Below are 22163 nucleotides of genomic sequence, written 5' to 3'. Positions count from 1 at the left end.
ATGAAAGGGGAATGGCCCGGCCAGGCATTTTCAGTCATGGTGCCAGGCCGCGCCGCTGATCCTGGCTCAGCCCATCCCGGCCTTGCCCTTGACGTCTTCAACAGCATTCCGGCCTTTAGCTTCAACTTGCTTAGCCTTGCCGGCGAGGCGATCTCCCTTTTTCCCAGTGACCTTGCCAATCGATTCCTGGGTCTTGCCCTCGAAGTCCTTGGCGCCAGCCTTGACGCGTCCGGCGATGGCGGCAAGGGGCAAGGGGGAGGCGCTGAGGGTGAAGGTTCCTGAGGCCTGGACAGGAGCGCTCAAGGATGGCGTGGCGATCAACACCAGCAGGCTGAAGGCCAGGCCAAGGCAAGTGGCGGCCAGCTGGCGCAGAAAACGAAGTTGGTGATTCATGGTGACGATGGCGAGGGGAAAACAAGGTATAAGGAGCCGCTGCGCTCCTGCTGGCCACGCCTCACGAATGGGGCAGTTGCCCCAATTTCGCAAGTCTCGCTGGGTTCTTCAGCGAACTCCTTGAGCTGAATCGGCAAGCGTTAAACCGATTGCGTGGGGCACCATAAAACTGATTGGAGAACCGACTCACTAATGGAGCGACTTTTAGTTGGTAGCGTCTCGCACTGAGTCTTTCAGGTCTTCCACGGCATGTTCACCGCTGGCCTGGGCTTGCTTGGCCTTTCCCGCCAGCTGGTCCTTCTTGTCACCGGTGATGTTGCCAGTGGTCTCCTGAACCTTGCCTTCGATGTTCTTGGCGGTGGCTTTGATGTCTTTTCCCAAACCCATGACTGACTCCTATGAGGGTGTTCACATCCATTTGATAAGGATGTGTCCTCCAAGTCTGCTCAGGAACACAGTCATTGATTCACCAATGATCTTTAGCCTTCCTTAAATTCTCCTGCAGTTAGTCTGCTGCATCAAGGATATTACTCGGCCATCCTCTGGCCTGGGCGACTTGATGCGGACCGTGCGCAGTTCTGCTTCATTTCAGCGGATCCATGCAGGGCACTTCCCGAAACCAGCTATTCCACTTGCGCTCCCCATACAAAGAAGGAGGGGAGGCAGCTAGGTGTGTACTCCCACCAGGTTGATCAGCTGATGATCGGGTGTTAGGTCGCCAGGGTCGGGGTTTCACCGCCCGTCCCAAGACCTCGCGTCCCATGCATCGCCACCCCAGTGCCCGACTGACATCGATCAGTCAGGCACTGGGGTGGCGGATCATCTCGATGAGGGCGTCCTGCTGAATGCACCTGCTCTCAGGCTTCCACTACTGGCCCAGGGAACTGGCCTGATCCAACGTTCTCGGGGGACAGCCTTACCTAGCGGCCTGCTCACCAGCTCTTGGACCGTGAACGCAGCAGTTGGTGAATCATGGGACCACTGAGAAATTGAACTGATCGATGGCCTTGTCGGCGGCGATCCTCTGGAAAGTCTTGCAACCACTGATCGCCTCCATCGGGGCTTTGGCCTTGAACTCGGGGCACTGGGTGCGGCGTTTGCTCATGGGTCGGAGCCCGATTCAGGAGCGGCGCCCCCACCACATTGGTTAACGATAGGTCCTGTCCTGAAAACCCAGACGCCTCACCGAGCATGGTGCCTCGACCACTCCAGGTTTCGCCGAAGGCGGTGAATCCGCAGCGGGAGGTGGAGTCAGTCATGGTTGATTCAAGAGTCTTCGCCCCACTAAAACAGAATGTAAAGGCTTTTGACAGGTCGTCCCTCCGGAGTGTCTTTGGAGGATCGCGCAGCTACAGATATTGGATCAGCTGCCGAACTTTCGCCTGAGCGACGAGAAGATGCTCCGCCTCCTCGGCCAGGAAAGGATCAGCTCATCCCATCGAATTTCATCACAGTCTCGGGGGTGGATGGTGGATATGTTGGAACTGGAGCCTTGATGACCCGCCCCATCCAGCTCTCGATCCTGAACCGTGCCTGGACCTGACGATGGACAGCAACTACAACGAGCCCATCCGCCTTGATGAGTGGATCGACCGGGTCGGTATCGGCCGCACCGCCGCACTGGAGCTGATCGAATGGCTGGGCATCGCTCCCGCTGCTGTGCAGATTCCTGGCTCAGCTGATGTCGCCGCCGTCCTGACGGCTGAGCAGCGGGAGGCCATGGATCGGGCGCTGGTGGAAGCCGTCGCCCAGCAGCAGCCTTCCGAGGCCGAGCCCGTCGCCCCCCTTGATGACCTCACCGTCGCAAGGGTCCTGATGGAGAGTTCACGCGACGGCCTGCCCCTCCGCCATGAACTGCTGGCGGGCCTGCTGGGTGTCGACCCCGCCAATTCGGAGGCGATCCATGCCGAGGCCCTGGCGTATGGCTTCCGGTTACGACGGCTTGGTCAGCGACCCGGTAGGGCCAGCGACCCGGACAGACCCGCCGATCGCCGACCATGGTTGGCCGTGATGCTCAGACCCTGAGACGCGCACAGCCCGAGATGTGCACTCCTGGAGGGGGTGACCGGAAATGACTCTGGGGGATAGTCACCGCCGAACCCGTCAACAATGAGAAGGGCGCCCCGTATCGAGCGCCCTTGGGCCGGTTGCAGGGTCTGGGCTCGCGCTGCCCTGGTCGTGGCCTCTGATTCATTAATAGATCCAGGAGCCCGGCTTGTCAGTACGGCAAGCCGTTCCTCCCCGGCGCCGGCGGCACCAGACTGGGCCCATCGGCACAGAGCAAGGAGAGTCCATGACCACGACCCTGGAGAAACCCGCCACGCTGCAGTGCGCCTGCCCGGGCTGTCACTGCACGGTGCAAGAGGACAGTCCGTTCCGCAACGGCGCCCTGCTGTTCTGCAGCGAGGTCTGCGCCAAAGGGCACCCCAACGGTGAGCCCTGCCACGCCAGCTGTGGCTGTGAATGCCATGGCTGAATCGGCTCCGCCTTCTGCGGGTCCGATTCCCCTGGAGCTGCCAGCGGGAGTGCATCAGCTCTGCCGCTGCGGTCTGTCCCACCGCTGCCCGCTCTGCGATGGCCGCCACGCCAGATCAGCGGGCCGCAGACGCTGGTGTAGGTGGTGGGCCTGAGTGGGTTGATCGTCCGGTCGGCGCCTTCTGTCTGGGGGTGAGTTCAAGGCCCAGGCGTTGCTCCGCCCAGGGGATGGTTCTGGCTACATCCCTGCGGCGCTCATCTCAGAGCAGAGTGGGTAGGAAGATCGCCGGCTCAGCCGCCAGGGTGTCACCGTCGTAGGTCGGGCCGATCCCGCGGATCATCCCCGAACCCAGGTACTTCTCGATCCCCTCGGCGGTGGTTGGAGCGGAGGCCCTGAGGTAGGAGGCCTTGAACTGCTGGCCGTGCTCGTGGCTGCACACCCAGGTGCGGCTGACCGTTACCCATTCATTGGCGCTGATCTCGGCGGCATGGCCAACCAACGTCACCAGGTCGCGGTGGCCGCGGGCCTTGATGCATAGCACGCGGAAGACGTTCTCGGTGCTCACCTCCAAACCAAGCCCCACCTGGGTCTCTGGTGCGCCAGCGGGTTGCTGCTGCTGCCACCAGTCGGTGGCGAACGCCCAGGCATCCTCGATCGACTCGAAGTGCTCATCGAGCTCAAGGTGGGGCTGGCCGTGGTGATCCACCAGGCGGTATCGCCGTGGCTGGTGGCTGCTGCTCATCGGCAAGGAGGTGGCCATCGTTTCTTGATTCAGCTTGGTGGGGGTGGATCGCTCTGGGCGGTCGTGGGGAGCACCACTGGGGGTTGCAGGGCGCCCAGCCCGCCTGGCGTTTCTCCACCCAAAGCTTCAGGGCCTCAGCCCGGCCCAGCTCTCGACGTGATGTCAGCTGCGGGATCTTCTGATCAGGTAGCAGCTCACCGCTTGTGATCTCCAGCAGTTGAACAAGGCGCTCCCAGCAGGTGGGGCGAACGCGCAGCACCTGAGGCATCAGCAGAGCAGATCTGCAGCCTCGCTTGATGACCATGGGAGCCGAAGTGCCGAGACTCAGCATCTCGCCCCGTGAATGGGTACCTGGCTTTTCAGGAGTCCCTACTTAGGAGTAGCGCCAGGAAGTCTCGTGGTGGAAGTGGATGACGTACAGTCAAGCCAAGTTGCGTCTAAGAGTATGTGGCAAGTGATATGGAATACCGTGCTATCTGAGTTCTCCGAGATCACCGATCTGTCTCATTTTATTCGCATCATTTTCCGCATCATGCTTGCTGCGATACTTGGTGGTCTACTTGGATATGACCGAGAGTTGAAGGGCCGGACGGCAGGGTTGCGAACGCACATGCTTGTTTCTCTCGGGGCGGCGCTCTTTGTTCTTATTCCTCAACAAGCGGGAGCCACTGTTGCCGATTTAACCAATGTGATGCATGGATTGGCCGCTGGGGTGGGTTTCCTTGGGGCAGGATCCATCATTATGGGAAGTCGACAAGAGGAGACTAAGGGGATGACTACGGCGGCAAGCATATGGCTAACGGCGGCAATTGGCATAGCATCAGGCATGGGCCGGGAAGTGACGGCCATCCTGAGTACTCTTTTAGCATTGGTAATCTTGTCATTTATTCCCAAGGTCGAGCGGCTGTTCGAAATCCGTGGAAAGCGGAGTCAATCCAAGTTGCGCTGAATAGTCATCATGAATTCTTTTCTTTATCGTACACGTTCAGGGGGGTTGATATGGCGTGTACGGCTCTACGAGGCGCTACCCGTATTGCCTGCGGCTGGTTGCCAGGCCTGAAATGGGGACCGTTGGAGCAACGGCGCTGGTCTTGAGAGATCTTCAAGCGACAGTCAGAGGGGCAGATCCATGGCAGGGCAATGGATCTGAGTTTCATCCCGCCCCCTGAACGGGTGCCCGATGGGGACTGTCCAGAAAACCCAGACCACCTCATGGTTAGACCGTTCGTCCCTGCAGGAGATTCACTACCAGAAGAACCAAAGCAATGACTAACAGCAGATGAATCAGTCCGCCTGCTGTAAAGGAACTAACCACTCCCAGAAGCCAGAGAACGGCGAGAACAACGATAATCGTGTAAATCATAGTCTACCTCATTTCAAGTGATTGTGGTTGTGCGTTGGGGAATCAAAGAATCGATGGCTATTGGTCGCACAGTCGATCTGATCAACGAACGAAGTGGAAAACCTCTAGAGGTGAGCGGCCCGGCCTGGTTCTTCACGCGTGGTGCCAGACCGCGCCGCGGGTCCTGGCTCAACCCATTCCGGCCATGTCCTCGAAGTCCTTGGCGCCAGGCCAAAGCAAGTGGCGGCCAGCTAGCGCAGAAAACGACGTTGGTGGTTCATGGTGACGATGGCGAGGGGGAAAGAAGGTTTAGCGATAAGAAAACTGTGACAATCAACGCTGCCTACCCAGGCAGCTCAATGATCAGATCAGAACATCGTGATTCAGGCAGTCATTCATGTCACGCCACGCCGGCCGGTGAGGAAAGAGACCACGGCAAGCACGAGGAACACAAGAAACAGCACCTGTGCAATACTCGCAGCTGAGCCAGCGATACCTGTGAAGCCCAGGACGGCAGCGACGATCGCAATGACAAAAAAGGTTATGGAGTAGTTCAGCATGACGGGTCTCCTAAGGGGTGTTAACCAGCTGGGCAATCTCTTGTTGGCTCTTGCCGAGCGTCTTCTGCAGATGGCCAAGCAATTCCTCTTCCTGGCCCTCGGCGAAATCCAAGTCGTTATCGGTGAGATCGGCGAACTTCTGCCTGAGCTTTCCTTTCAACTCATGCCATTCACCTTTGAACTGGAGCTTGTTCATGATCGAGTCCGCAAGTGTTGGGATCAATGCCAGAGCCTATGGAGCGGCCAGATCGCTGCCAAATCGAATCTTTTCACTTGTCACGCCATTGCTCCTCTTCCTTCAGTATGGGCATGAAAGTGGTGTCTGACTGCTGTAGATATGCCTCCTATCCACGGCACCACCAAGGCTCAACGCTTTGAACAGGCTCGGCCTTGTGGCTCTGATCCCGAAAGCTTCTCTTCTGAGTCAACGATTCCACTTTCTCGGTTCCTCACCACTGATTCCTGGCTACGTTTCAGAAAACTGCCGGTTGCTGCTACTCCCTTGCTGCGCCAGCGCAGTGCCCACAGATGAGCCTGCAGGGCCTGCTTGCAGCGGCCCTGTCAGTTGATCCTTTGATCGACGAGCCATCACATCGCCTCCAAATGTCACAACTTGTTGAAAGTGTGCTGCTGCTGCGATCTGGAAGGTGCCCAACGATTGGCCTTGGCGAATCCGCTTCAATAGGCAGTGCCAAACCCCGGAGATGCATCGCCAGGATTGGCAGGATGGGGTTGGTGCCCAGTTCGCGATGATGATCGATACGGCAGACGCGGCACGGTGCAGTGGAGTTCAGCAAAGGCCTCACCAAAGGCCTGCGCCGATGTCAGCCTCCAGGGAGGGAAGGCGATCAGCCTGGGAAAGAGCGGCCATCCCTTTTCTCCCAGGCGCCTGGCTGAACAATGCTCCAGCCTCTCATGTGCGGTCGATCTGCGCCTTGGATGCGTCCTCTGCCCATCCATGAAACCTCTCGAGCCGACCCCAATGTCGTTAGCCTGATATCAGGAAGATGGAAGATATTGAATCATGAACCTACGGGACGAACTCTGCATCCCTGCCCAAGGTGTTGGCCCCCCATTGACCAGCGATGAAATCAACAGGTTCCTGGGCGAACTGCCTGGCTGGGAGCTGGTCGAAGGAAATCATCTGCACAAGGTCTGGACGTTCCAGGATTTCAGCTCCGCACTCCACTGGGTGCGCCATGCCGGAGCCATCTGTGAGGAGCAGGGGCACCATGCCGATTTCCAGCTGGGATGGGGATATGCGGCCGCCACCACTTACACCCACGATCCAGAAGGACTGACCCGCTCCGATGTGGTGCTGGCAGCGAAGTTCGATGCCATCAGTGACGGTGACGACCTCGCCTGAAACGATCCCCCAGCTTCAACCGCCGCTTGGTCGGGGCGAAGCCATCGGTCGGGCCGGGCTGGGCAGTCTGCTGGCGGTCGCCGCTGTGGAGGGCCCGCCCAGCGCCATGGCCCGCCGAACCATTGCCGCCATCCGCGATCACCTTATCCATCTGCCGATTCCACTCGAGGCGATCACGCCGTTGGACCCTGAGCAGCTGGCGGAGGCCGTGCCGGAGCCCGAGTGGCGCGAGCGGATCCTGCGTGGCATGACCGTCCTGGCTCTGATGGAGCGGGAGCCCAGCACCGCCCAGCTGCAATGGTTGCAGGCCACAGCAACGGCCCTCGACATCAGCGACACCGTCGTGACCAGCTGCCGCCATGTTCTCGATGGCCAGTTCAATCTGGTGCGCCTCGACATCGCCAGACGCGGCTTTCAGAAGGGAGCCACCTTGAGCTACCTCCGCGATGAGGGCCTCGATGGGGCCCTGCAGATTGCTCGCCATCTTCTCCACCAGGAGGACCCAAAGCTTGCCGCCCACTACCGCCAGCTGGCCGACTATCCCGAGGCAAGCCTGGGCCGCGCCTACCTTGCCTTCATCGACAGCAACGGCTTCAGTGTCCCCGGTGAACGTGGTGGCCCGCCGCCCCCGGTGGTGCGCCACGACTGCTGCCACGTGCTCGCCGACTACGACCCCAGCCAGGCCGGGGAGTGCGGCGTGATCGGCTTCCAGGCCGGCTTCGGCCGCAACGATCCCTTTTACACGATTCTGTTCGCGCTGGCCCAGCTCCAGCTGGGGATCGGCAGCACACCCTTCAACGACGCCGAAACGGATCATGTGACCCCGGAAGCAGTCATCCAGGGCCTGGAACGGGGCAGCAAGGTGAGCCGCGACCTGATCAGCGACTGGGACCCCTGGGACGACTTCGACAAGCCGCTGGAGGAGGTGAGAGAGCTGTACGGGATCGCGCCCTGATCGCCTACCGGGTTCTGCTGCCGACGTACGGCAAGCGGCGAGGGATCTCAGAGGCCCGACAGGGCCAGCTGCAGCGTCAGCAGCCGCCCATCCCGCCGCAGGATGAGGCCCAGGGGCCGACCCGTGGGGTGCGCGGCCACCCGCTCGATCACCTGGCGGGCGCTGCTCACGGGCTGGCCATCGATCGCTGCGATGCCATCGCCGACCCGCAGCCCGGAGCGCTCCGCCAGCGAGCCGGGAGCCACCTGCTGGATCTCCACCCGGCCGCCGTGGGTTTCCAGATACACCCCCAGCCGCAGGCCTGCCGGCGGCGGGGACGCGACGCCGTACACCGCCGTCGCCAGGCCCGGCTGCAGCGCCGTGCAGTCGAGGCTGGCCTCCCAGGGCAGCAACCAGGCCGCCTCCGCCAGGCCCAGGGCCCGCAGCTGATGGGGCACGCCGTGACCCCCGGCCAGGTGGCCGTTACCGATCAGGGCCACCACCGGGGCGCCGGGGCGCCGGCGGCGCTGGTCGGCGATGGCCTCGGCCATGGCCCGGTCCCACAGCAACTGGCTCTCCACGAAGCGGCCGAAGGAGGGATCCTCCAGCCCCGGCAACCCCTGGCCGCTGCTGGGGACGAAGGGATGGTGCTGCCAGAGCCGGTGCAGCTGGGCCCGGTAGGCCGCGCTGGCCGGGGCCGGTCGCCCCACCCCCTCCCGCTCGCTGACGGGCACCGCCGCCAACCCCTCGGCCCGCACCCGCCGCACCAGCCGGCGCTCCACGTTCAGGGCCACGAGCGGCAGCCGCCGGTCGCGGGCGAAACGCAGGATCGGCAGGTAGAGATCGGCGTCGTAGCCCCAGATGGCCCGCCAGTCGAGGGCGTCGAGGAAGGCGCGCTCCTTCAGGGCCCCGGCCACCCAGCGGTCGAGCACCGGCTGCAGCCGCCGCGGCACCATCTCCAGAGCGAGGCTCAGGTCGGGGCTGCGCGCCTGCAGCGCCTGGAGGGTGGCCAGCTGCCAGCGGTGGTGGGCGGCGCTGTCGTGGCGTTCCCCGAGCAGCACCACCGGACGACGGGCCAGGCGATCCAGCAGGTCGCCCGCCGCCACGGTCCGGGGACCGGCAGCGCTGGGCTCCACCCAGGCGCCGGCGGGCACACAGGCGCCGGCGGCCGCAGGCCCAGGCACCCCCAGCAGGGCGACCAGGGCCAGCCCGGCGGCCCTGGGGCCGCGGCGGTGCCGGCGGCCGAGGGGGGTCAGCGGATCTTGCCGATCTGGCGGCCCACCTTCTCGATGGGGCTGTAGGCCGCCGCACTGGCGGGGATGAACCGCTGGGCGCCGAACAACGCCAGCACCTCCTTCTGCCTGGGGTTGGTGGGGCGCCAGCTGAGGATCGCCGTCCTCATCTTGGCGGTGAAGCCCTTGCCGAAGCGCTTGTCGAGATCGGGCTGGGCGATCCAGTGGTAGTTGGGATAGCCGGGGGTCTTCCAGATCGGCACCACCTTGGCGCGGTTGACCTTGCCCTCGCTGAGGCTGCTGCGCCAGACCTCTTCGCTGACAGCACCGGCCTGGTAGGCGCCGCTCTGCACCAGGGCGATCGTGGCGTCATGGCTGCTGCTGAAGCCGGGGGCTCCGCCGGCGAAATCGCTCAGCTTGACCCCGGCCTGATTCAGATAGAACTGGGGCATCAGGCGGCCGGAGGTGGAGCTCTCCGAGCCGAAGGTGAAGCGCTTGCCCTTCAGCTCCGCCAGCCCCTTGACGTTGCTGATCGGCTTGAGGCCGCTGCTCCTGTTGGCGATGAAGACGCTCTGGAACGACGCGTCGATGTCGCGCTGGGCGATCACCAGGGCGCCGGGCTTCTGCAGGCGCGCCTGCACCCCGGTGAGACTGCCGAACCACACCAGATCCAGGCCACCGGTGCGGAACGCGGTGACGGCAGCGGCGTAATCCACGACCGGCACGTAGACCACCTTCACCCCCAGCTGACGGCTGAGTTCATTGGCCACCAGCGGGTAAAGCCGGTTGAGCATCTCGGGTTTCTGGTCGGGGATGGCGCCGATGCGCAGCACCTTCTGGCTCTGCTGGGCCACCGCCGGAGCCAGCAGGCCGGGCAGGGGGGCGGCGGTGGGCGCCAGCAGGGGCAGCAGCGCCAGCGACACCCCCATCAGGGCGGCGGTGGCGGTGGTGCGGATCCGGAGAAACATCGGGCTTGGGCAGGCGAGCAGGCCGTTGCTCCACTATGGCGATCAGGTGGGTGCCGGCCCGCGGCCTTCGTCATCGCCAGACGCCCCCGTCCCTGCCGCGAGCCCCATGGCACCCAGCCTTCCCATCGATGCGTTCCTGGCGGCTGGTGGCGCGCTGCTCGATGTGCGCACGCCGGCCGAATTCCGCCAGGGCCACATCCCCGGGGCCGCCAATCTGCCCCTGTTCAGTGACGCGGAACGGGCCGAGGTGGGCACCCTCTACAAGCGGCAGGGCCGCCAGGCCGCCGTGCTCAGGGGCCTGGCCCTGGTGGGGCCGCGGATGGAGGCCCTGGCCGCCGAACTGGTGGCCTGGAGCGACCGCTCGGCCGGGGCGCCCCTGCGGCTGCACTGCTGGCGCGGCGGCATGCGCTCGGCCAGTGTCGCCTGGCTGGCCCAGCAGCTGGAGCTGCCGGTGCTGCTGCTGGAGGGGGGCTACAAGAGCTACCGGCGCTGGGTGCTGGAGCTGTTCGAGCGGCCCTGGCCCGTGCGGCTGCTGGGGGGCCGCACCGGCAGCGGCAAGACCGAACTGCTGCTGGCCCTGCAGGGGCTGGGGGCGGCGGTGGTGGATCTGGAGGGCCTGGCCAACCACCGCGGCAGCAGCTTCGGCGGGCTCGGGCTGCCGGAGCAGCCCAGCAGCGAGCACTACGAGAACCAGCTGGCCGCGGCCCTGGCCCCCCTGGCCGGCGCCGAGCAGATCTGGCTGGAGGCCGAGAGCGCCATGGTGGGCCGCTGCCGCATTCCCGCGGGCCTGTGGCACCAGATGAAAGCCGCGCCGGTGCTGGCGGTGGAGCGGCCCCTGGCAGAGCGGGTGGCCCACCTGGTGGAGATCTACGGCGCCCAGGATCCGCTCGCCCTGGCGGAGGCCACCCGGCGGATCGCCAAGCGGCTGGGGCCCCAGCGCACCGCCCTGGCCCTCGAGGCGATCGAGCGCGCTGACTGGGCCACCGCCTGCGAGCAGATGCTCGATTACTACGACCGCTGCTACGACCACGACCTGGACGGCCATGCGATCACCCCCGTGGATCTGGGGGGCCTGGCGGCACCGGAGGCCGCCGCGGATCTCATCCGCCGGGGGCTGGTGACGCGGCGGCAGCCCCCGGCCGGCTGACCACCCGCCCGACCACCGCCGCCGCCTCGAAGCCGGCGGCGCGGAGGGCCGCCAGGGCCGCGGGTGCCTCGGCCGCCGGCAGGGCCGCCAGCAGCGGTCCGCAGGTCTGGGGATCGATCAGCAGCCCCGCCAGCCCGCCGACCACCGCCCCCATCAGCCGCACGGGCCCCTCCAGCAGGGCCAGGGCGGCGGCGTTGGCGGGGGCCAGGGTGCTGGCGAAGCCCCGCTCCAGCAGCTCCAGGGCACCGGGATAGGCGGAAATGGCGGCAGCCTCGAGCTCCACCGCCACCCCCGGGCCGCTGGCGTCCAGCATCTCCCCGAGATGGCCCAGCAGGCCGAAGCCGGTGATGTCGGTGCAGGCGCGGCAGCCGTGGGCGGCCAGCAGCGGCACCAGGGGCGCCTGGCTGCGCTGCAGGGCCCCCAGCAGCGTCTCCATCCAGGCGGGTGCGGCGGCGCCGGCCATGGCGGCGGCGAACAGCACGCCGCTGCCCAGGGGCCGGCTGAGCAGCAGGGCCTCGCCGGGCCGCAGCGGTCCCTTGCCCCAGTGGGCCGCCGGCGCCACCCGGCCGTTCACGGTCAGGGCCAGGGCCAGCCCGGCCCCGTCGCGGCCCTCCAGGGTGTGGCCGCCGAGCAGGGCGGCCCCGAGGGGATCGAGCACCGAGCGCACCCCGGCCAGGGTCTGCAGCAGCAGCTCCTCCTGGATCGCGGCGGCCGCCTCGGGCACCGTCACCAGGGCCTGGGCGCTGTCCACGGCGGCGCCGCTGGCCCAGAGGTCGCTGCAGGCATGCAGGGTGGTGAGCCGCCCGTTCAGCCAGGGGTCGGCCACCAGGGCCGGAAAGCCATCGACGCTCTGCAGCAGCAGGTCGCCGTCGGCGGCGGTGCCCACCACGGGCGCGTCCTCCACCGGCCGGCGCGGTCCGCCGGGGTCGAGCCGGGCCAGGGCGGAGGCCAGGGGAGCGGGCCCCAGCTTGGCGGCGCAGCCGCGGCAGGCCATGGCGGCCGCCGCCATCGGCCGGAGCGCGGCGAAGCGGGCCATGAAGGCCCGGTCGATGCGCTGCTTCCAGTGCCAGATCCACGCCGATGGCCCCAGGGCCACGGGCCCGTAGAACGCCAGGGCCCGGGGAGCACCGGCCTGCCAGCCGCCATCGCCCAGCATCTGCAGGGCCCGCGCCTGGGGCCGCCAGGGCCGCAGCGGCCGGGCGGGCTCGGCCAGGCTGCGGCGCAGGTTCTCCGCCAGCACCGGCGCCGAGCGCACCGCCCACACCCCCGAGGGGGGCCGGGGATCGGCGGCGATCAGGCCGCAGTCGCCGCTGGCGAACAGGGCCGGGTGGCCGATCACCGCCAGGCTGGATTCGGTCAGCACCCGGCCGCTTTCGGGGTCCACCGGCAGGCCGGCGGCCGCCAGCCAGGCGGGGGCACGGCTGCCGGTGCAGGCCAGATCGGCCCGGGCCTCCGCCGGCGCCCGCCGCTGGATCGGAATGGCGGCCTGGGCCAGCAGCCGTTCCCCGGCCCGGTTCGCCGCTGCCGAGCCCAGGTGCAGGGTCTCGCCCCGCAGCAGCAGCTGGCAGGCCAACCCCTGGGCCCGGAAGGCCAGGGCCAGCTCCACGGCGGCGGCCCCGCCCCCGCGGATCACCAGGGGCTCGCCGGCACGGCGCCGCTCCGCCCAGGCCAGGAAGGGCTCCAGCGGCTTGACGGCCATCGCCTCCCCCGCCGACCATCCCGAGGTGGCGGTCACGGCGCCCAGATCGAGGCTGAGCCGGTCGAAGCGCAGGGTCGGACGGCCCGCCAGCTGCAGCTCCCGGGCCGCCGGGTCGAGCCCGGTGATCTCCGCCTGCACGAACGTCACGCCCGCCAGGGTGCAGAGGCGCCGCAGGTCGATGGCGGCGGCCTCCAGGGGCTCCAGCCCCGCCACCACGGCGGGCAGCAGACCCGTATAGAGGGCCGTGCCGTGGCGGCTCACCAGGCAGAGGCGCGTGTGCGGCGGCCGGGTGCGGGGGCGCATCAGCCAGCGCCGCAGCACCAGCACGTGGCTGTGGCCGCCCCCCGCCAGGAGCAGCTGGTGGCGCTCGGGGGCGGCCGTCATGGGCTGGGCACCGGCGCCCCGGTCGTCCGGGCCTGGAAGGCCGCGATCGCCGTGGGCAGGGTGGGGAAGAACAGGCGAGGGCCGATCTTCTCCACCAGGCCGGCCCGTTCGAGCTGGGAATAGAGGTCCTGCTTGACCCGCACCAGCGCGAAGGTGATGCCCCGGGCGGTCAGCTCCCGCTGCAGCTCGTCGAGCACGTCGGCCGCCGTGATGTCGATCTCCACGATCGCCTCGGCGTTGAGCACGAACCAGGCCACCGGCTGGGACTCGGCGGCGATCGTCGCCAGCACCCGTTGGCGGAAGTGCTCGGCGTTGGCGAAGCACAGCGGCGCGTCAAAGCGGAACAGCACCAGGCCCGGGATGGTGCGCGCCCCCTCCCAGTCGCGCACGTCATGCAGGCCCGCCAGCCGGGGCACGATCCCCATCACAGCGTCGTGGGGGCGCACCAGGCGCGCGAACAGATCGATCACCGACAACCCCACCGCCAGGGCCACGCCGGTGAGCAGGTCGGTGGCCAGCACCCCCACCAGGGTGATCAGGGCGAGGCGGAATTCGCTGGGGCGGAAGCGGTGCAGCCGCAGGAACTCCGGGATGTCGATCAGGCGCAGGGCGGCATAGATGACGATCGCCCCCAGGGCCGCCGTGGGGAACAGGGCCAGCACCGGCCGCAGCCACAGCAACACCGCCAGCACCATCGCCAGGGCCACCAGGGAGAACAGCTGGGAGCGGCTGCCGAGGGAATCGCCGATGGCGGTGCGGCTGCCGCTGCTGCTCACCGGAAACCCCTGCATCAGCCCATTGCCAAGGTTGCTGGCGCCGAGGGCCAACAGTTCCTGGTTGGCATCGATGCGGTAGCCGCCCCGGGCGGCGAAGGCCCGGGCCGTGAGCACGTTGTCGGAGTAGCCCACCAGGGTGATGCCCACCGCCGCCGTGAGCAGGGTTCTGAGCTGGGCGCCGGACACCGGCGGCGGCAGGGCCGGCACCGGCAGTCCGGCCGGGATGGCGCCGATCACGGCCACCCCCCGCTGCTCCAGGTGGCCCGCTGCCACCACCGCCATCGCCAGCAGCACCGCCAGCAGGGGCCCCGGGGCCCGGGGGAAGCGCCGCTGCACCAGCAGCAGGAACACCAGCACCCCCAGGGCCAGCAGCAGGGTGGGCCGGTGGATCTCCCCCAGCCGGCCCAGCAGCTCCAGCAGCTGGCCGGGGAGCGAGGCCGCCTGCAGCTTCAGGCCGCTGACCCGCCCCAGCTGGCCGCCGATCATGATCAGGGCCACGCCCCCCAGATAGCCCACCAGGATCGGCCGGGAGAGCAGATCGGCCAGGAAACCGAGCCGGGCCCAGGCGCCGGCGCAGCAGACGAGCCCCACCAGCAGGGCCAGCAGGCTGCAGAAGCCCGCGTAGATGAGCGGATCCCCCGCCACCAGCGGCCCGACCGCCGCGGCCGTCATCACGGCGGTGGTGGACTCCGGCCCCACCGACAGCTGGGGGGACGAACCCAGCAGGGCATAGAGCAGCAGGGGCGGCAGGATCGCCCACAGCCCCGCCACCGGCGCCAGACCGGCCACCTCGGCGTAGGCCATGCACTGGGGCACCAGGTAGGCCGCCACGGTCACGCCCGCCAGCAGGTCCGGCCGCAGCCAGCTGCGCTGGTAGCCCAGCAACCGTGCCAGGCCCGGCAGCACCACGGCCAGGCCCTGGCGCGGCTCCATCAGCGTCCCCCGTGGCGGCTCATTTCCGCCGGGGCGGCAGCACCTGGCTTGGGCACAGCTCTTTGTCCTCCTCGACGCCCTTCATGCCGGCGAGCACCCCCTCCAGATCGTCCTTGGTGGAGGGATCGCCGCCGATCACGTCGAGCTGTTCCTGGGCCAGCTTGGCGCGGGTGGCGGTCGAGATGAAGCCGTCCTTCTCCAGGTTGCAGAGGGCGCTCATGTACCCGGAGCCCACCCCCACCATCACCATGAATTCCTCCCGCGGGCTGAGCTCCCCACCCTGGGGCTGGGCCTCGGCGAGCCGCGGCGTGGCATCAAGCAGCGCCAGGAGCATCAGGGCGAAGGAGGTGGGCATGCCAGGGCCGGGGCGTTGCCGTCAGGGTAGGGGCGTACCACGGAGCGCAACACATCAACCGATTAGCCCCCGGCCACGCACGATCGCCAGGACATAAACGCCGTACAAGATCAGCAGCAGCCAGCCGCGCCAGCGTTGCAGGACGACTGAGCCATTGGGGAGGATCAGCAGGAACAGCGCCGCGAGGCCGAAGCCAAGGACCAGCTGCACCTCCTGGACCGGCACGGCGATCGGGGTGATGGTGGCGGCGACGCCCACCACCCAGAGCCCGTTGAAGATGTTGCTGCCGAGGATCGTGCCAAGGCCGACCTCATCATGGCCTCGCCAGGTCGCGACCAACGACGTGGCCAGCTCCGGCATCGAGGTGCCGATCGCCACAAGGGTGGCTCCGACAAGGAAGGCATCAATGCCGAAGGACTGGGCAAGACCCCGGGCCCCCAGCACCACCAGCCTCCCGGCCACCAGCAGAAGCCCCAGGCCGACGACACAGAACAGGACGGCAGGCCAGCTGCGCCGCTCCCCCCGAAGCACCTCGGCGACGCGGCGTTGCCGTCGCACCTCCAGCACCACGCCCGTCATCCAAAGAAGGAAGACAACCAGAAGCAGGGCACCATCCAGCCGCGAGAGGCTGCCGTCGAGAAGCAACAGCCCTGTCAGCAGCGGGCCAGCCAAGGCCACCGGCAGATCGCGACGGGCGCTCTCCGCAGGCATGCGCTGCCCTGAGATCGCCACCGTGAAACCCAGGATCAGGGCCACATTGACCACGTTGCTTCCAAGGGCATCCCCCAGCGCGATCTGGGGCTTGCCTTCGAGCGCCGCCATGGTCGCCACCGACAGCTCCGGGCTGGATGTGGCGAAGGCCGCCACCGTGGCCCCGACGATCCCGGGTGAGAGGCGTGCCCAGTGGGCCAGGCCCACGGCGCCACGCACGAAAAGCTCCCCGCCCACACCGGCAGCCAGGACGCCGGACCCGAGGAACACAAGGTCAGCGGTCGCCATAGGGACTCCGATGGCTGGACAGGAAGCGTATGGCGGCTGGCTCAGGCCTCCTGGTACACCGACACGTAGACGGTGCCCTGCTCCACCAGCGGCAGCAGCCTGTCGCGCAGATCCTCGTTGTGCAGCCGCACACAGCCCAGGGTGGCGTGCAGGGGCTGGCGCGGCGCCCAGGCCCCGGGCCAGCCGCAGGCGGTGCCGCCGCCATGCACCATGATCCCGGCCCGGCCGAAACGCCGCTCCTGCATCTCCAGGTCCTCCAGATCGAAGCTGTACCAGCCATAGCTGCAGCGGTCGGCGGAGTAGGTGGGGCTGGGATCCTGCTCGTAGTCCCGGTAGACCTTCTTGGCGATGCGGTAGACCCCCGGCGGGGTGTCGGTGGAGGTGTCCCGGTACTGGTCCTCCCGGCCCTGACCGCGCGCCAGCGCCGGGATCTCCCAGAGCAGCCGGCCCTCCACGTCGTAGGCCCGGGCCGTCTCGCTGACGTCATTGACCACCACATGGCTGTCGGATCCGCTGAAGCCGAAATCCCGGGGGGTCTTCCTGGGGCCCACCAGCCCGGGAAGGTCGGCGGGACGATCAGGGGCGGGCGCGGGCGCGGCGGAGGCGGCGGGCGGGGCCGTGAGGGCCTTCGCCGCCGGGGCCGGGCCGGCGGCCTCCTGCTTCAGCCGCTGCTCCCAGGCTTCGCAGTCGGCCGGGGTGCGGATCTCCCGCTCCGCCTGGGCGCAGGCGGCGGCGGGCTCCATGCCGCCCCACACCAGCCCCTCGGCCCGGCGACGGCGGCCCAGCCCCACCTCCACCGTCTCGCCGGGATTGCGGTAGAGCATCAGGGCCGCGGGAACGGCCGACCAGCGGCGCTCCCGCAGGTAGCGATCCAGGGTGTCGTGGTACCCATCCCCGTGGAAATGGGCACCGTTGTTGTAGGCGAAGCTGCAGAGGGCGGCCCGCTGGCGATCCCCCATCTCCGCCCAGAAGGGGATCGTGGCCTCGAGCACCTTCCAGAAGCGCTCGCGGCAGTTGTGCTCGTAGAGGGCGTCAGCCTGCTCCTGGGTGATCACATCCCCCAGCCGGATCGGGGAACCGTCCTGGTAGAAGGTGCTGCCCCAGCCGATGGTGATCGGCGCGCCGCCGGTGCGGGGATCGGGGTAGGCCTGGAGCCGGCAGCCCTCGTAGTGGTGGTTGAGCTGGGCCACCTCCGGGGGCAGCGCCCCGCCGCCGGCTGCGGGCAACCAGGCCTCGTCGGGAATGAGGAAGCGGGCGGGATTGAGGTAGCGCTGCTCGCCGTCGGGCAGCGGCACGGTGCCGCCGGGGCAGGTGTAGGGCCCCGCCAACCGGGCGATCGCCAGGTCCGTGCCGGGGGCGGGACGCACCCAGGTCACGGCAATGCGGGAGCCGGACGCCACGTAGGAGTCGGCATCGGCGGCGGCGGGGCTGGGGCTGAGCCCCGCATCCTGGCGGGCGGTGATGTACGGCATCAGAGGCTTCCCCCCAGCCGGATCCGCTCCAGGGGGGTCAGGGCCGGCGCCGGCGGGGCGACGGGGGTGGCCGGGCTCACCTGGATGGGGGTGCGGCTGCGCTCAAGCTCGGCGCGCAGGCGCCCCAGCTCCTCCCGCAGCTGGCCCAAGCGCGGATCCTCCCCTGCGGTGCTGGCTGGGGCGCCGGCGGTAGCCGGGTCGGTGGCGGTGGCCGGTTCGGACCGGACGACGCCGAGCACCAGCTCCCGCAGGCCACTGGCCCCCAGGGCACCAAGGCGCTGCTCGGCGAACTTCTGCACCACCTTGGGGGCGAAGGCGGCGAGCAGGAAGGCGAAGGTGACGATCATCCCGGTGTCGTCCCGGGGTGGATAGGTGAGGCTGTCCTGCCCGGCCGCGTCCCGGCTGACCATCGGGGCGCTGCGCAGCATCGTGATCGACCCGAAGGCGATCGACGCCAGCAGGGCCAGCAGACACATCAGCCGCATGGCGGATCGGTTGCCGGGGGACTCCTCCAAAAACCCGGTCGTCGGTCCGGCGGCGGCACGGGCGGGGGTCGTCATGGGGCACCGGGGGGCACGGGCTGATCTCATTGTGGCCCGATCTCACGGGGCCCCCCACCGCTGCGGACCCCACGGGATTCCATGCCTACCTTCGGCACAAATGCTGCAGCCGCCGATGGACGGACTGTCCCCGCCGACCGGTGCCGACACCGGCGGAAAATGCCCCTTCCTGCACGGCACCCTCCGGGGCAGCACGGCCGGGGCCCGCTCCAACCGCGACTGGTGGCCGCGGCAACTGAACCTGGCCGTGCTGCATCAGCACGCGCCCCAGGCCGATCCGATGGGTGGCGGCTTCGACTACGCCGCCGCGTTCCGCACGATCGACCTGGAGGCCCTGCGGCAGGACCTGTTCACGCTGATGACCACCTCCCAGGACTGGTGGCCGGCCGACTACGGCCACTACGGGCCGTTCTTCGTGCGCATGGCCTGGCACAGCGCCGGCACCTACCGCATCCACGACGGCCGCGGCGGCGCCGGCTCCGGCACCCAGCGCTTCGCCCCCCTCAACAGCTGGCCCGACAACGGCAACCTCGACAAGGCGCGGCGGCTGCTCTGGCCCATCAAGCAGAAGTACGGCAGTGCCCTGTCCTGGGCCGACCTGATCATCTTCGCGGGCAACTGCGCCATCGAATCGATGGGCCTGCCCACGATGGGCTTCGCCGGCGGCCGGCAGGACGTGTGGGAGCCGCCGATCGACATCGACTGGGGCCCGGAGACCGAATGGCTGGGGGACAGGCGCTACAGCGGTGACCGCCAGCTGGAGGACCCGCTCGGTGCCGTCCAGATGGGCCTGATCTACGTGAACCCAGAGGGGCCCAACGGCGAACCCGATCCCCTCGCCGCCGCCCGGGACATCCGCGAGACCTTCGCCCGCATGGCGATGGACGACGAGGAGACCGTGGCCCTGATCGCGGGGGGCCACACCTTCGGCAAGTGCCACGGCGCCGGCGACCCTGACCTGTTGGGACCGGAACCCGAGGCCGCCAGCCTGGAGGAGCAGGGGCTGGGCTGGCGCAACCGCTTCGGCAGCGGCAAGGGGGACGACACGACCACCAGCGGCCTGGAGGGCGCCTGGACCGCCAACCCCGTGCAGTGGGACGGCGGCTACTTCGACAACCTGTTCGGCTACGAGTGGGCCCTGGAGAAGAGCCCGGCCGGGGCCTGGCAGTGGCGGCCCACCGATCCGGCGGCGGCGGACACCGTGCCCGATGCCCACGACCCGTGGAAGCGCCACGCGCCGATGATGGCCACCACCGATCTGTCCCTGCGGGTCGATCCGGCCTACCTGGAGATCTCCCGGCGGTTCCATGCCAACCCCGACCAGCTGGGGGAGGCCTTCCGCCGCGCCTGGTTCAAGCTCGTGCACCGGGACATGGGCCCCCGCTCCCGCTACCTGGGCAGCCTGGTGCCGGAGGAGGTGATGCTCTGGCAGGACCCGATCCCCCCCGTCGACCATCCCCTGGTGGACGCTGACGACATCGCTTCCATCAAGGGAAGGATCCTGGAGACGGGGCTGCCCATCTCCCAGCTGGTGGCCACCGCCTGGGCCGCGGCCGCCAGCTTCCGCGGCTCCGACAAGCGCGGCGGCGCCAACGGCGGCCGCCTGCGGCTGGCCCCCCAGAAGGACTGGGAGGTGAACCAGCCCGCCAAGCTGGCCCGGGCCCTGGAGGCCTACGAGGCGATCCGCCAGGAGTTCAACGGCTCCCGCCACGACGGCAAGCGCATCTCCATGGCCGATCTGATCGTGCTGGGCGGCTGCGCCGGCGTGGAGGAGGCGGCCCGACGCGGCGGCCACCCGGTGACGGTGCCCTTCACCCCCGGGCGCATGGATGCCTCCCAGGAGCAGACCGACGTGGCCTCCTTCGCCGTGCTCGAGCCGAAGGCCGACGGCTTTCGCAACTACCTGCGGCCGGGCCTGCCGGCCGCCGCCGAGGAGCTGCTCATCGATCGGGCCCAGCTGCTCACCCTCACCGCCCCGGAGATGACGGCGCTGGTGGGGGGCCTGCGGGTGCTGGATGCCAACCACGGCAAGTCACGCCACGGGGTCTTCACCCACCGCCCCGAGACCCTCAGCAACGACTTCTTCGTCAACCTGCTCGACATGGGCACCACCTGGACGGCGACGTCCGAGGCCCAGGACAGCTTCGAGGGCCGCGACCGGCACACGGGTGATCTGAAGTGGACCGCCACCCGCGTCGACCTGATCTTCGGCTCCAACGCCCAGCTGCGGGCGATCGCCGAGGTGTATGCCTCCACCGACGGCGCCGAGCGCTTCGCTGGTGCCTTCGTGGCAGCCTGGAGCAAGGTGATGGACCTGGACCGCTTTGAGCTGGGGTGAGCTTCCAGAGGCTTGCCGGGACGTCCCTAAGCTCCGGCGGCCACGCCCCTTCACTGACGGCGGCAGGCCATGGCCAGCAAGCTGACCCTCAACGCCCAGAACCTCGAATCCCTCGGTGCCAGGCGCCTGGCGGAGCTGCTGATCGAGCTCAGCAGCGGCAATGCCGCGGCCAAACGGCAGCTGCGACTGGCGCTGGCGGCGGGCAGCAGCCCGGCGGAGGCCGCCAGGGAAGTTCGCAAGCGGTTGGCCAGCATCGCCCGCTCCACCACCTACGTGGACTGGCGCAAGCGCAAGGCCCTCGTGGCCGACCTCGACAGCCAGCGCTGCGCGATCACCGGGCCGATCGCCGAAGCCTCCGCCGCCGAAGCGGTGGAGCTGCTCTGGCGCTTCCTGGATCTTGCCGATGGGATCTACGAGCGCTGTGACGACAGCAGTGGCGCGGTGGGCGCTGTCTTCGAACGGGCCATCGACGATCTGGCCCGACTCGCCAGTGACATCCAGGCCGACCCGATCGCCCTGGCCGAGCGGTGCCTCGAAGCGGTGCACGACAACGGCTACGGGCAGTACGACAATCTCATCACGCTGCTGGCGCCGGCCCTGGGCGAGTCGGGGCTGGCGTACCTGCAGCAACAGCTCGCCGCCATCGGCCCCGACGTGAGCTACAGCAGCACAAGTCTGGCCCTGCAGGCCATTGCTGACGCCCGCGGTGACGTCGAGGCCTACCTGGCCACGTTCGATGCCCACGCTCGCCAGCGGCCGGGGATTGCCGCCGAGATCGCCCGGCGGCTGCTGGCCGCGGGTCGGCCGGAGCAGGCCCTGGCGCTGCTGGAGGATGCGGATACCGCCGGCCTGCGCTGGGTGGACGAGGCCTGGGAGGTGGCCCGCATCGAGGCGCTCGAGGCCCTGGGGCGGACCGAGGAGGCCCAGGCCAGCCGCTGGAGCCATTTCGAGCGCTCGCTCTCGGTGCACCATCTGCGCGGCTATCTCAGGCGGCTGCCGGATTTCGAGGACGTGGAGGCGGAGCAGCGGGCCCTGACGCTGGTGGCCGTCCATCCCAGCGGCCTGCAGGCCCTGGCCTTCCTGCTGCAGTGGCCGGCGCTTCCTGAGGCCGCCGGCCTGGTGCTGCGGCGCCACAGCGAGTGGGATGGGGAGAGCTTCGAGCTGTTCAATGCCGGCGCCGAGCGGCTGGCCGGCCGCCATCCCCTGGCCGCCAGTCTGCTGCTGCGGCGCATGATCGATTTCGCCCTCGACCACGCCCGGGTGAAGCGCTACAGGTACGCGGCCCAGCACCTGCTCAGCTGCGCCCAGCTCGACGCCGCCATCGACGATTACGGCGAGCACCCAACCCACCGGGCCTACGTGGCAGAACTGCGCGAGCGGCATGGACGCAAGTGGGGGTTCTGGCAGGACGTGGATCCTCAGGAGCCCAGCGACTAGCGCCTGACGTCGGTCCGGGCCTCCCTCAGGCGGAACACCTACATTTCAGC

General features: G+C 68.3%; 24 protein-coding genes. 8 read left to right on the top strand and 16 right to left on the bottom strand.

The window, feature by feature from the left end:
• Nucleotides 1-66: 66 nt before the first annotated feature.
• From CYAGR_RS19505 to CYAGR_RS19420, 3 genes are all read right to left on the bottom strand, one after another.
• Nucleotides 67-393 (bottom strand): CsbD family protein, encoded by a 327-nt coding sequence (locus CYAGR_RS19505; RefSeq protein ID WP_015110143.1) that lies wholly within the window; start codon nt 391-393, stop codon nt 67-69.
• 204 nt (nt 394-597) lie between these two features.
• Nucleotides 598-780: a CsbD family protein gene (locus CYAGR_RS12235; RefSeq protein WP_015110142.1), complete on the bottom strand. Its 183-nt coding sequence runs from the start codon at nt 778-780 to the stop codon at nt 598-600.
• Nucleotides 781-1363: 583 nt separating this feature from the next.
• Complete coding sequence (locus CYAGR_RS19420; RefSeq protein WP_015110141.1) at nt 1364-1498, bottom strand: hypothetical protein; 135 nt, start codon at nt 1496-1498, stop codon at nt 1364-1366.
• 440 nt (nt 1499-1938) lie between these two features.
• Between CYAGR_RS19420 and CYAGR_RS12230 the strand changes: the two genes are divergently transcribed.
• Nucleotides 1939-2418, top strand: coding sequence for a hypothetical protein (locus tag CYAGR_RS12230; RefSeq protein ID WP_015110140.1), 480 nt, complete (start codon nt 1939-1941; stop codon nt 2416-2418).
• A gap of 268 nt (nt 2419-2686) precedes the next feature.
• Nucleotides 2687-2869 (top strand): metallothionein, encoded by a 183-nt coding sequence (locus CYAGR_RS12225; RefSeq protein ID WP_015110139.1) that lies wholly within the window; start codon nt 2687-2689, stop codon nt 2867-2869.
• Nucleotides 2870-3128: 259 nt separating this feature from the next.
• On the opposite strand, the gene CYAGR_RS19235 is transcribed toward CYAGR_RS12225, so the two are convergent.
• Together CYAGR_RS19235 and CYAGR_RS17870 are read right to left on the bottom strand one after the other, a co-directional pair.
• Nucleotides 3129-3629 carry a YrrC family ATP-dependent DNA helicase gene (locus CYAGR_RS19235; RefSeq protein ID WP_015110138.1) on the bottom strand — a complete coding sequence of 167 codons (501 nt, stop codon included), beginning with the start codon at nt 3627-3629 and terminating at the stop codon, nt 3129-3131.
• Nucleotides 3547-3879 carry a DUF1651 domain-containing protein gene (locus CYAGR_RS17870; protein WP_245552670.1) on the bottom strand — a complete coding sequence of 111 codons (333 nt, stop codon included), beginning with the start codon at nt 3877-3879 and terminating at the stop codon, nt 3547-3549. The genes CYAGR_RS19235 and CYAGR_RS17870 overlap by 83 nt, the downstream gene beginning before the upstream one ends.
• Before the next feature lie 132 nt (nt 3880-4011).
• On the opposite strand from CYAGR_RS17870, the gene CYAGR_RS17335 reads away from it, so the two are divergent.
• Nucleotides 4012-4560 (top strand): MgtC/SapB family protein, encoded by a 549-nt coding sequence (locus CYAGR_RS17335; RefSeq protein WP_216593349.1) that lies wholly within the window; start codon nt 4012-4014, stop codon nt 4558-4560.
• A 267-nt stretch (nt 4561-4827) separates the two neighbouring features.
• Here the strand turns inward: CYAGR_RS17335 and CYAGR_RS18480 are convergent, their stop codons facing one another.
• The 3 genes from CYAGR_RS18480 to CYAGR_RS12210 form a co-directional block, all read right to left on the bottom strand.
• Complete coding sequence (locus CYAGR_RS18480; protein WP_156818464.1) at nt 4828-4974, bottom strand: lmo0937 family membrane protein; 147 nt, start codon at nt 4972-4974, stop codon at nt 4828-4830.
• A gap of 374 nt (nt 4975-5348) precedes the next feature.
• A complete protein-coding gene (locus CYAGR_RS17330; RefSeq protein WP_015110135.1) occupies nt 5349-5513 on the bottom strand; it encodes a DUF1328 domain-containing protein in 165 nt (54 codons plus the stop codon).
• Nucleotides 5514-5523: 10 nt separating this feature from the next.
• Nucleotides 5524-5709: a CsbD family protein gene (locus CYAGR_RS12210; protein ID WP_015110134.1), complete on the bottom strand. Its 186-nt coding sequence runs from the start codon at nt 5707-5709 to the stop codon at nt 5524-5526.
• A gap of 879 nt (nt 5710-6588) precedes the next feature.
• On the opposite strand from CYAGR_RS12210, the gene CYAGR_RS12205 reads away from it, so the two are divergent.
• Together CYAGR_RS12205 and CYAGR_RS12200 are read left to right on the top strand one after the other, a co-directional pair.
• Nucleotides 6589-6879 carry a 4a-hydroxytetrahydrobiopterin dehydratase gene (locus CYAGR_RS12205; protein WP_245552517.1) on the top strand — a complete coding sequence of 97 codons (291 nt, stop codon included), beginning with the start codon at nt 6589-6591 and terminating at the stop codon, nt 6877-6879.
• A complete protein-coding gene (locus CYAGR_RS12200) occupies nt 6863-7834 on the top strand; it encodes a hypothetical protein (RefSeq protein ID WP_051017135.1) in 972 nt (323 codons plus the stop codon). Before CYAGR_RS12205 ends, CYAGR_RS12200 begins: the two co-directional genes overlap by 17 nt.
• Nucleotides 7835-7881: 47 nt before the next feature.
• Here CYAGR_RS12200 and CYAGR_RS12195 read toward each other — a convergent pair whose 3' ends face one another.
• Together CYAGR_RS12195 and CYAGR_RS12190 are read right to left on the bottom strand one after the other, a co-directional pair.
• Nucleotides 7882-8997, bottom strand: coding sequence for a ChaN family lipoprotein (locus CYAGR_RS12195; protein ID WP_015110131.1), 1116 nt, complete (start codon nt 8995-8997; stop codon nt 7882-7884).
• Nucleotides 8998-9065: 68 nt separating this feature from the next.
• A complete protein-coding gene (locus CYAGR_RS12190; RefSeq protein ID WP_015110130.1) occupies nt 9066-10013 on the bottom strand; it encodes a putative selenate ABC transporter substrate-binding protein in 948 nt (315 codons plus the stop codon).
• Between the two features lie 106 nt (nt 10014-10119).
• Between CYAGR_RS12190 and mnmH the strand changes: the two genes are divergently transcribed.
• Nucleotides 10120-11160 carry a tRNA 2-selenouridine(34) synthase MnmH gene (mnmH, locus tag CYAGR_RS12185; protein ID WP_015110129.1) on the top strand — a complete coding sequence of 347 codons (1041 nt, stop codon included), beginning with the start codon at nt 10120-10122 and terminating at the stop codon, nt 11158-11160.
• On the opposite strand, the gene selD is transcribed toward mnmH, so the two are convergent.
• From selD to CYAGR_RS18880, 6 genes are read right to left on the bottom strand one after another with little or no spacing between them, the layout of a single operon-like run.
• Nucleotides 11114-13243: a selenide, water dikinase SelD gene (selD, locus tag CYAGR_RS12180; protein WP_015110128.1), complete on the bottom strand. Its 2130-nt coding sequence runs from the start codon at nt 13241-13243 to the stop codon at nt 11114-11116. The two genes, mnmH and selD, sit on opposite strands and share 47 nt — an antisense overlap.
• Nucleotides 13240-14952: a sulfate permease gene (gene sulP, locus CYAGR_RS12175; RefSeq protein WP_015110127.1), complete on the bottom strand. Its 1713-nt coding sequence runs from the start codon at nt 14950-14952 to the stop codon at nt 13240-13242. Before sulP ends, selD begins: the two co-directional genes overlap by 4 nt.
• A gap of 19 nt (nt 14953-14971) precedes the next feature.
• Entirely contained in the window at nt 14972-15307 is a 336-nt protein-coding gene (locus tag CYAGR_RS12170; RefSeq protein WP_015110126.1) for a hypothetical protein, read from the bottom strand.
• Between the two features lie 54 nt (nt 15308-15361).
• Nucleotides 15362-16306 carry a calcium/sodium antiporter gene (locus tag CYAGR_RS12165; RefSeq protein WP_015110125.1) on the bottom strand — a complete coding sequence of 315 codons (945 nt, stop codon included), beginning with the start codon at nt 16304-16306 and terminating at the stop codon, nt 15362-15364.
• A 41-nt stretch (nt 16307-16347) separates the two neighbouring features.
• Nucleotides 16348-17778 carry a glycoside hydrolase family protein gene (locus CYAGR_RS17325; RefSeq protein ID WP_015110124.1) on the bottom strand — a complete coding sequence of 477 codons (1431 nt, stop codon included), beginning with the start codon at nt 17776-17778 and terminating at the stop codon, nt 16348-16350.
• On the bottom strand, nt 17778-18338 hold the full coding sequence (locus tag CYAGR_RS18880) for a hypothetical protein (RefSeq protein ID WP_015110123.1): 561 nt from the start codon (nt 18336-18338) through the stop codon (nt 17778-17780). The genes CYAGR_RS17325 and CYAGR_RS18880 overlap by 1 nt, the downstream gene beginning before the upstream one ends.
• Nucleotides 18339-18453: 115 nt before the next feature.
• On the opposite strand from CYAGR_RS18880, the gene katG reads away from it, so the two are divergent.
• Both katG and CYAGR_RS12145 read left to right on the top strand, forming a co-directional pair.
• Nucleotides 18454-20676: a catalase/peroxidase HPI gene (gene katG / locus CYAGR_RS12150; protein WP_015110122.1), complete on the top strand. Its 2223-nt coding sequence runs from the start codon at nt 18454-18456 to the stop codon at nt 20674-20676.
• Nucleotides 20677-20745: 69 nt separating this feature from the next.
• On the top strand, nt 20746-22113 hold the full coding sequence (locus tag CYAGR_RS12145) for a DUF6880 family protein (protein ID WP_015110121.1): 1368 nt from the start codon (nt 20746-20748) through the stop codon (nt 22111-22113).
• Nucleotides 22114-22163 lie beyond the last annotated feature (50 nt).

The sequence above is a fragment of the Cyanobium gracile PCC 6307 genome (assembly GCF_000316515.1).
Taxonomy (GTDB): domain Bacteria; phylum Cyanobacteriota; class Cyanobacteriia; order PCC-6307; family Cyanobiaceae; genus Cyanobium; species Cyanobium gracile.
This window is presented reverse-complemented; position numbering and strand designations above follow the sequence as displayed.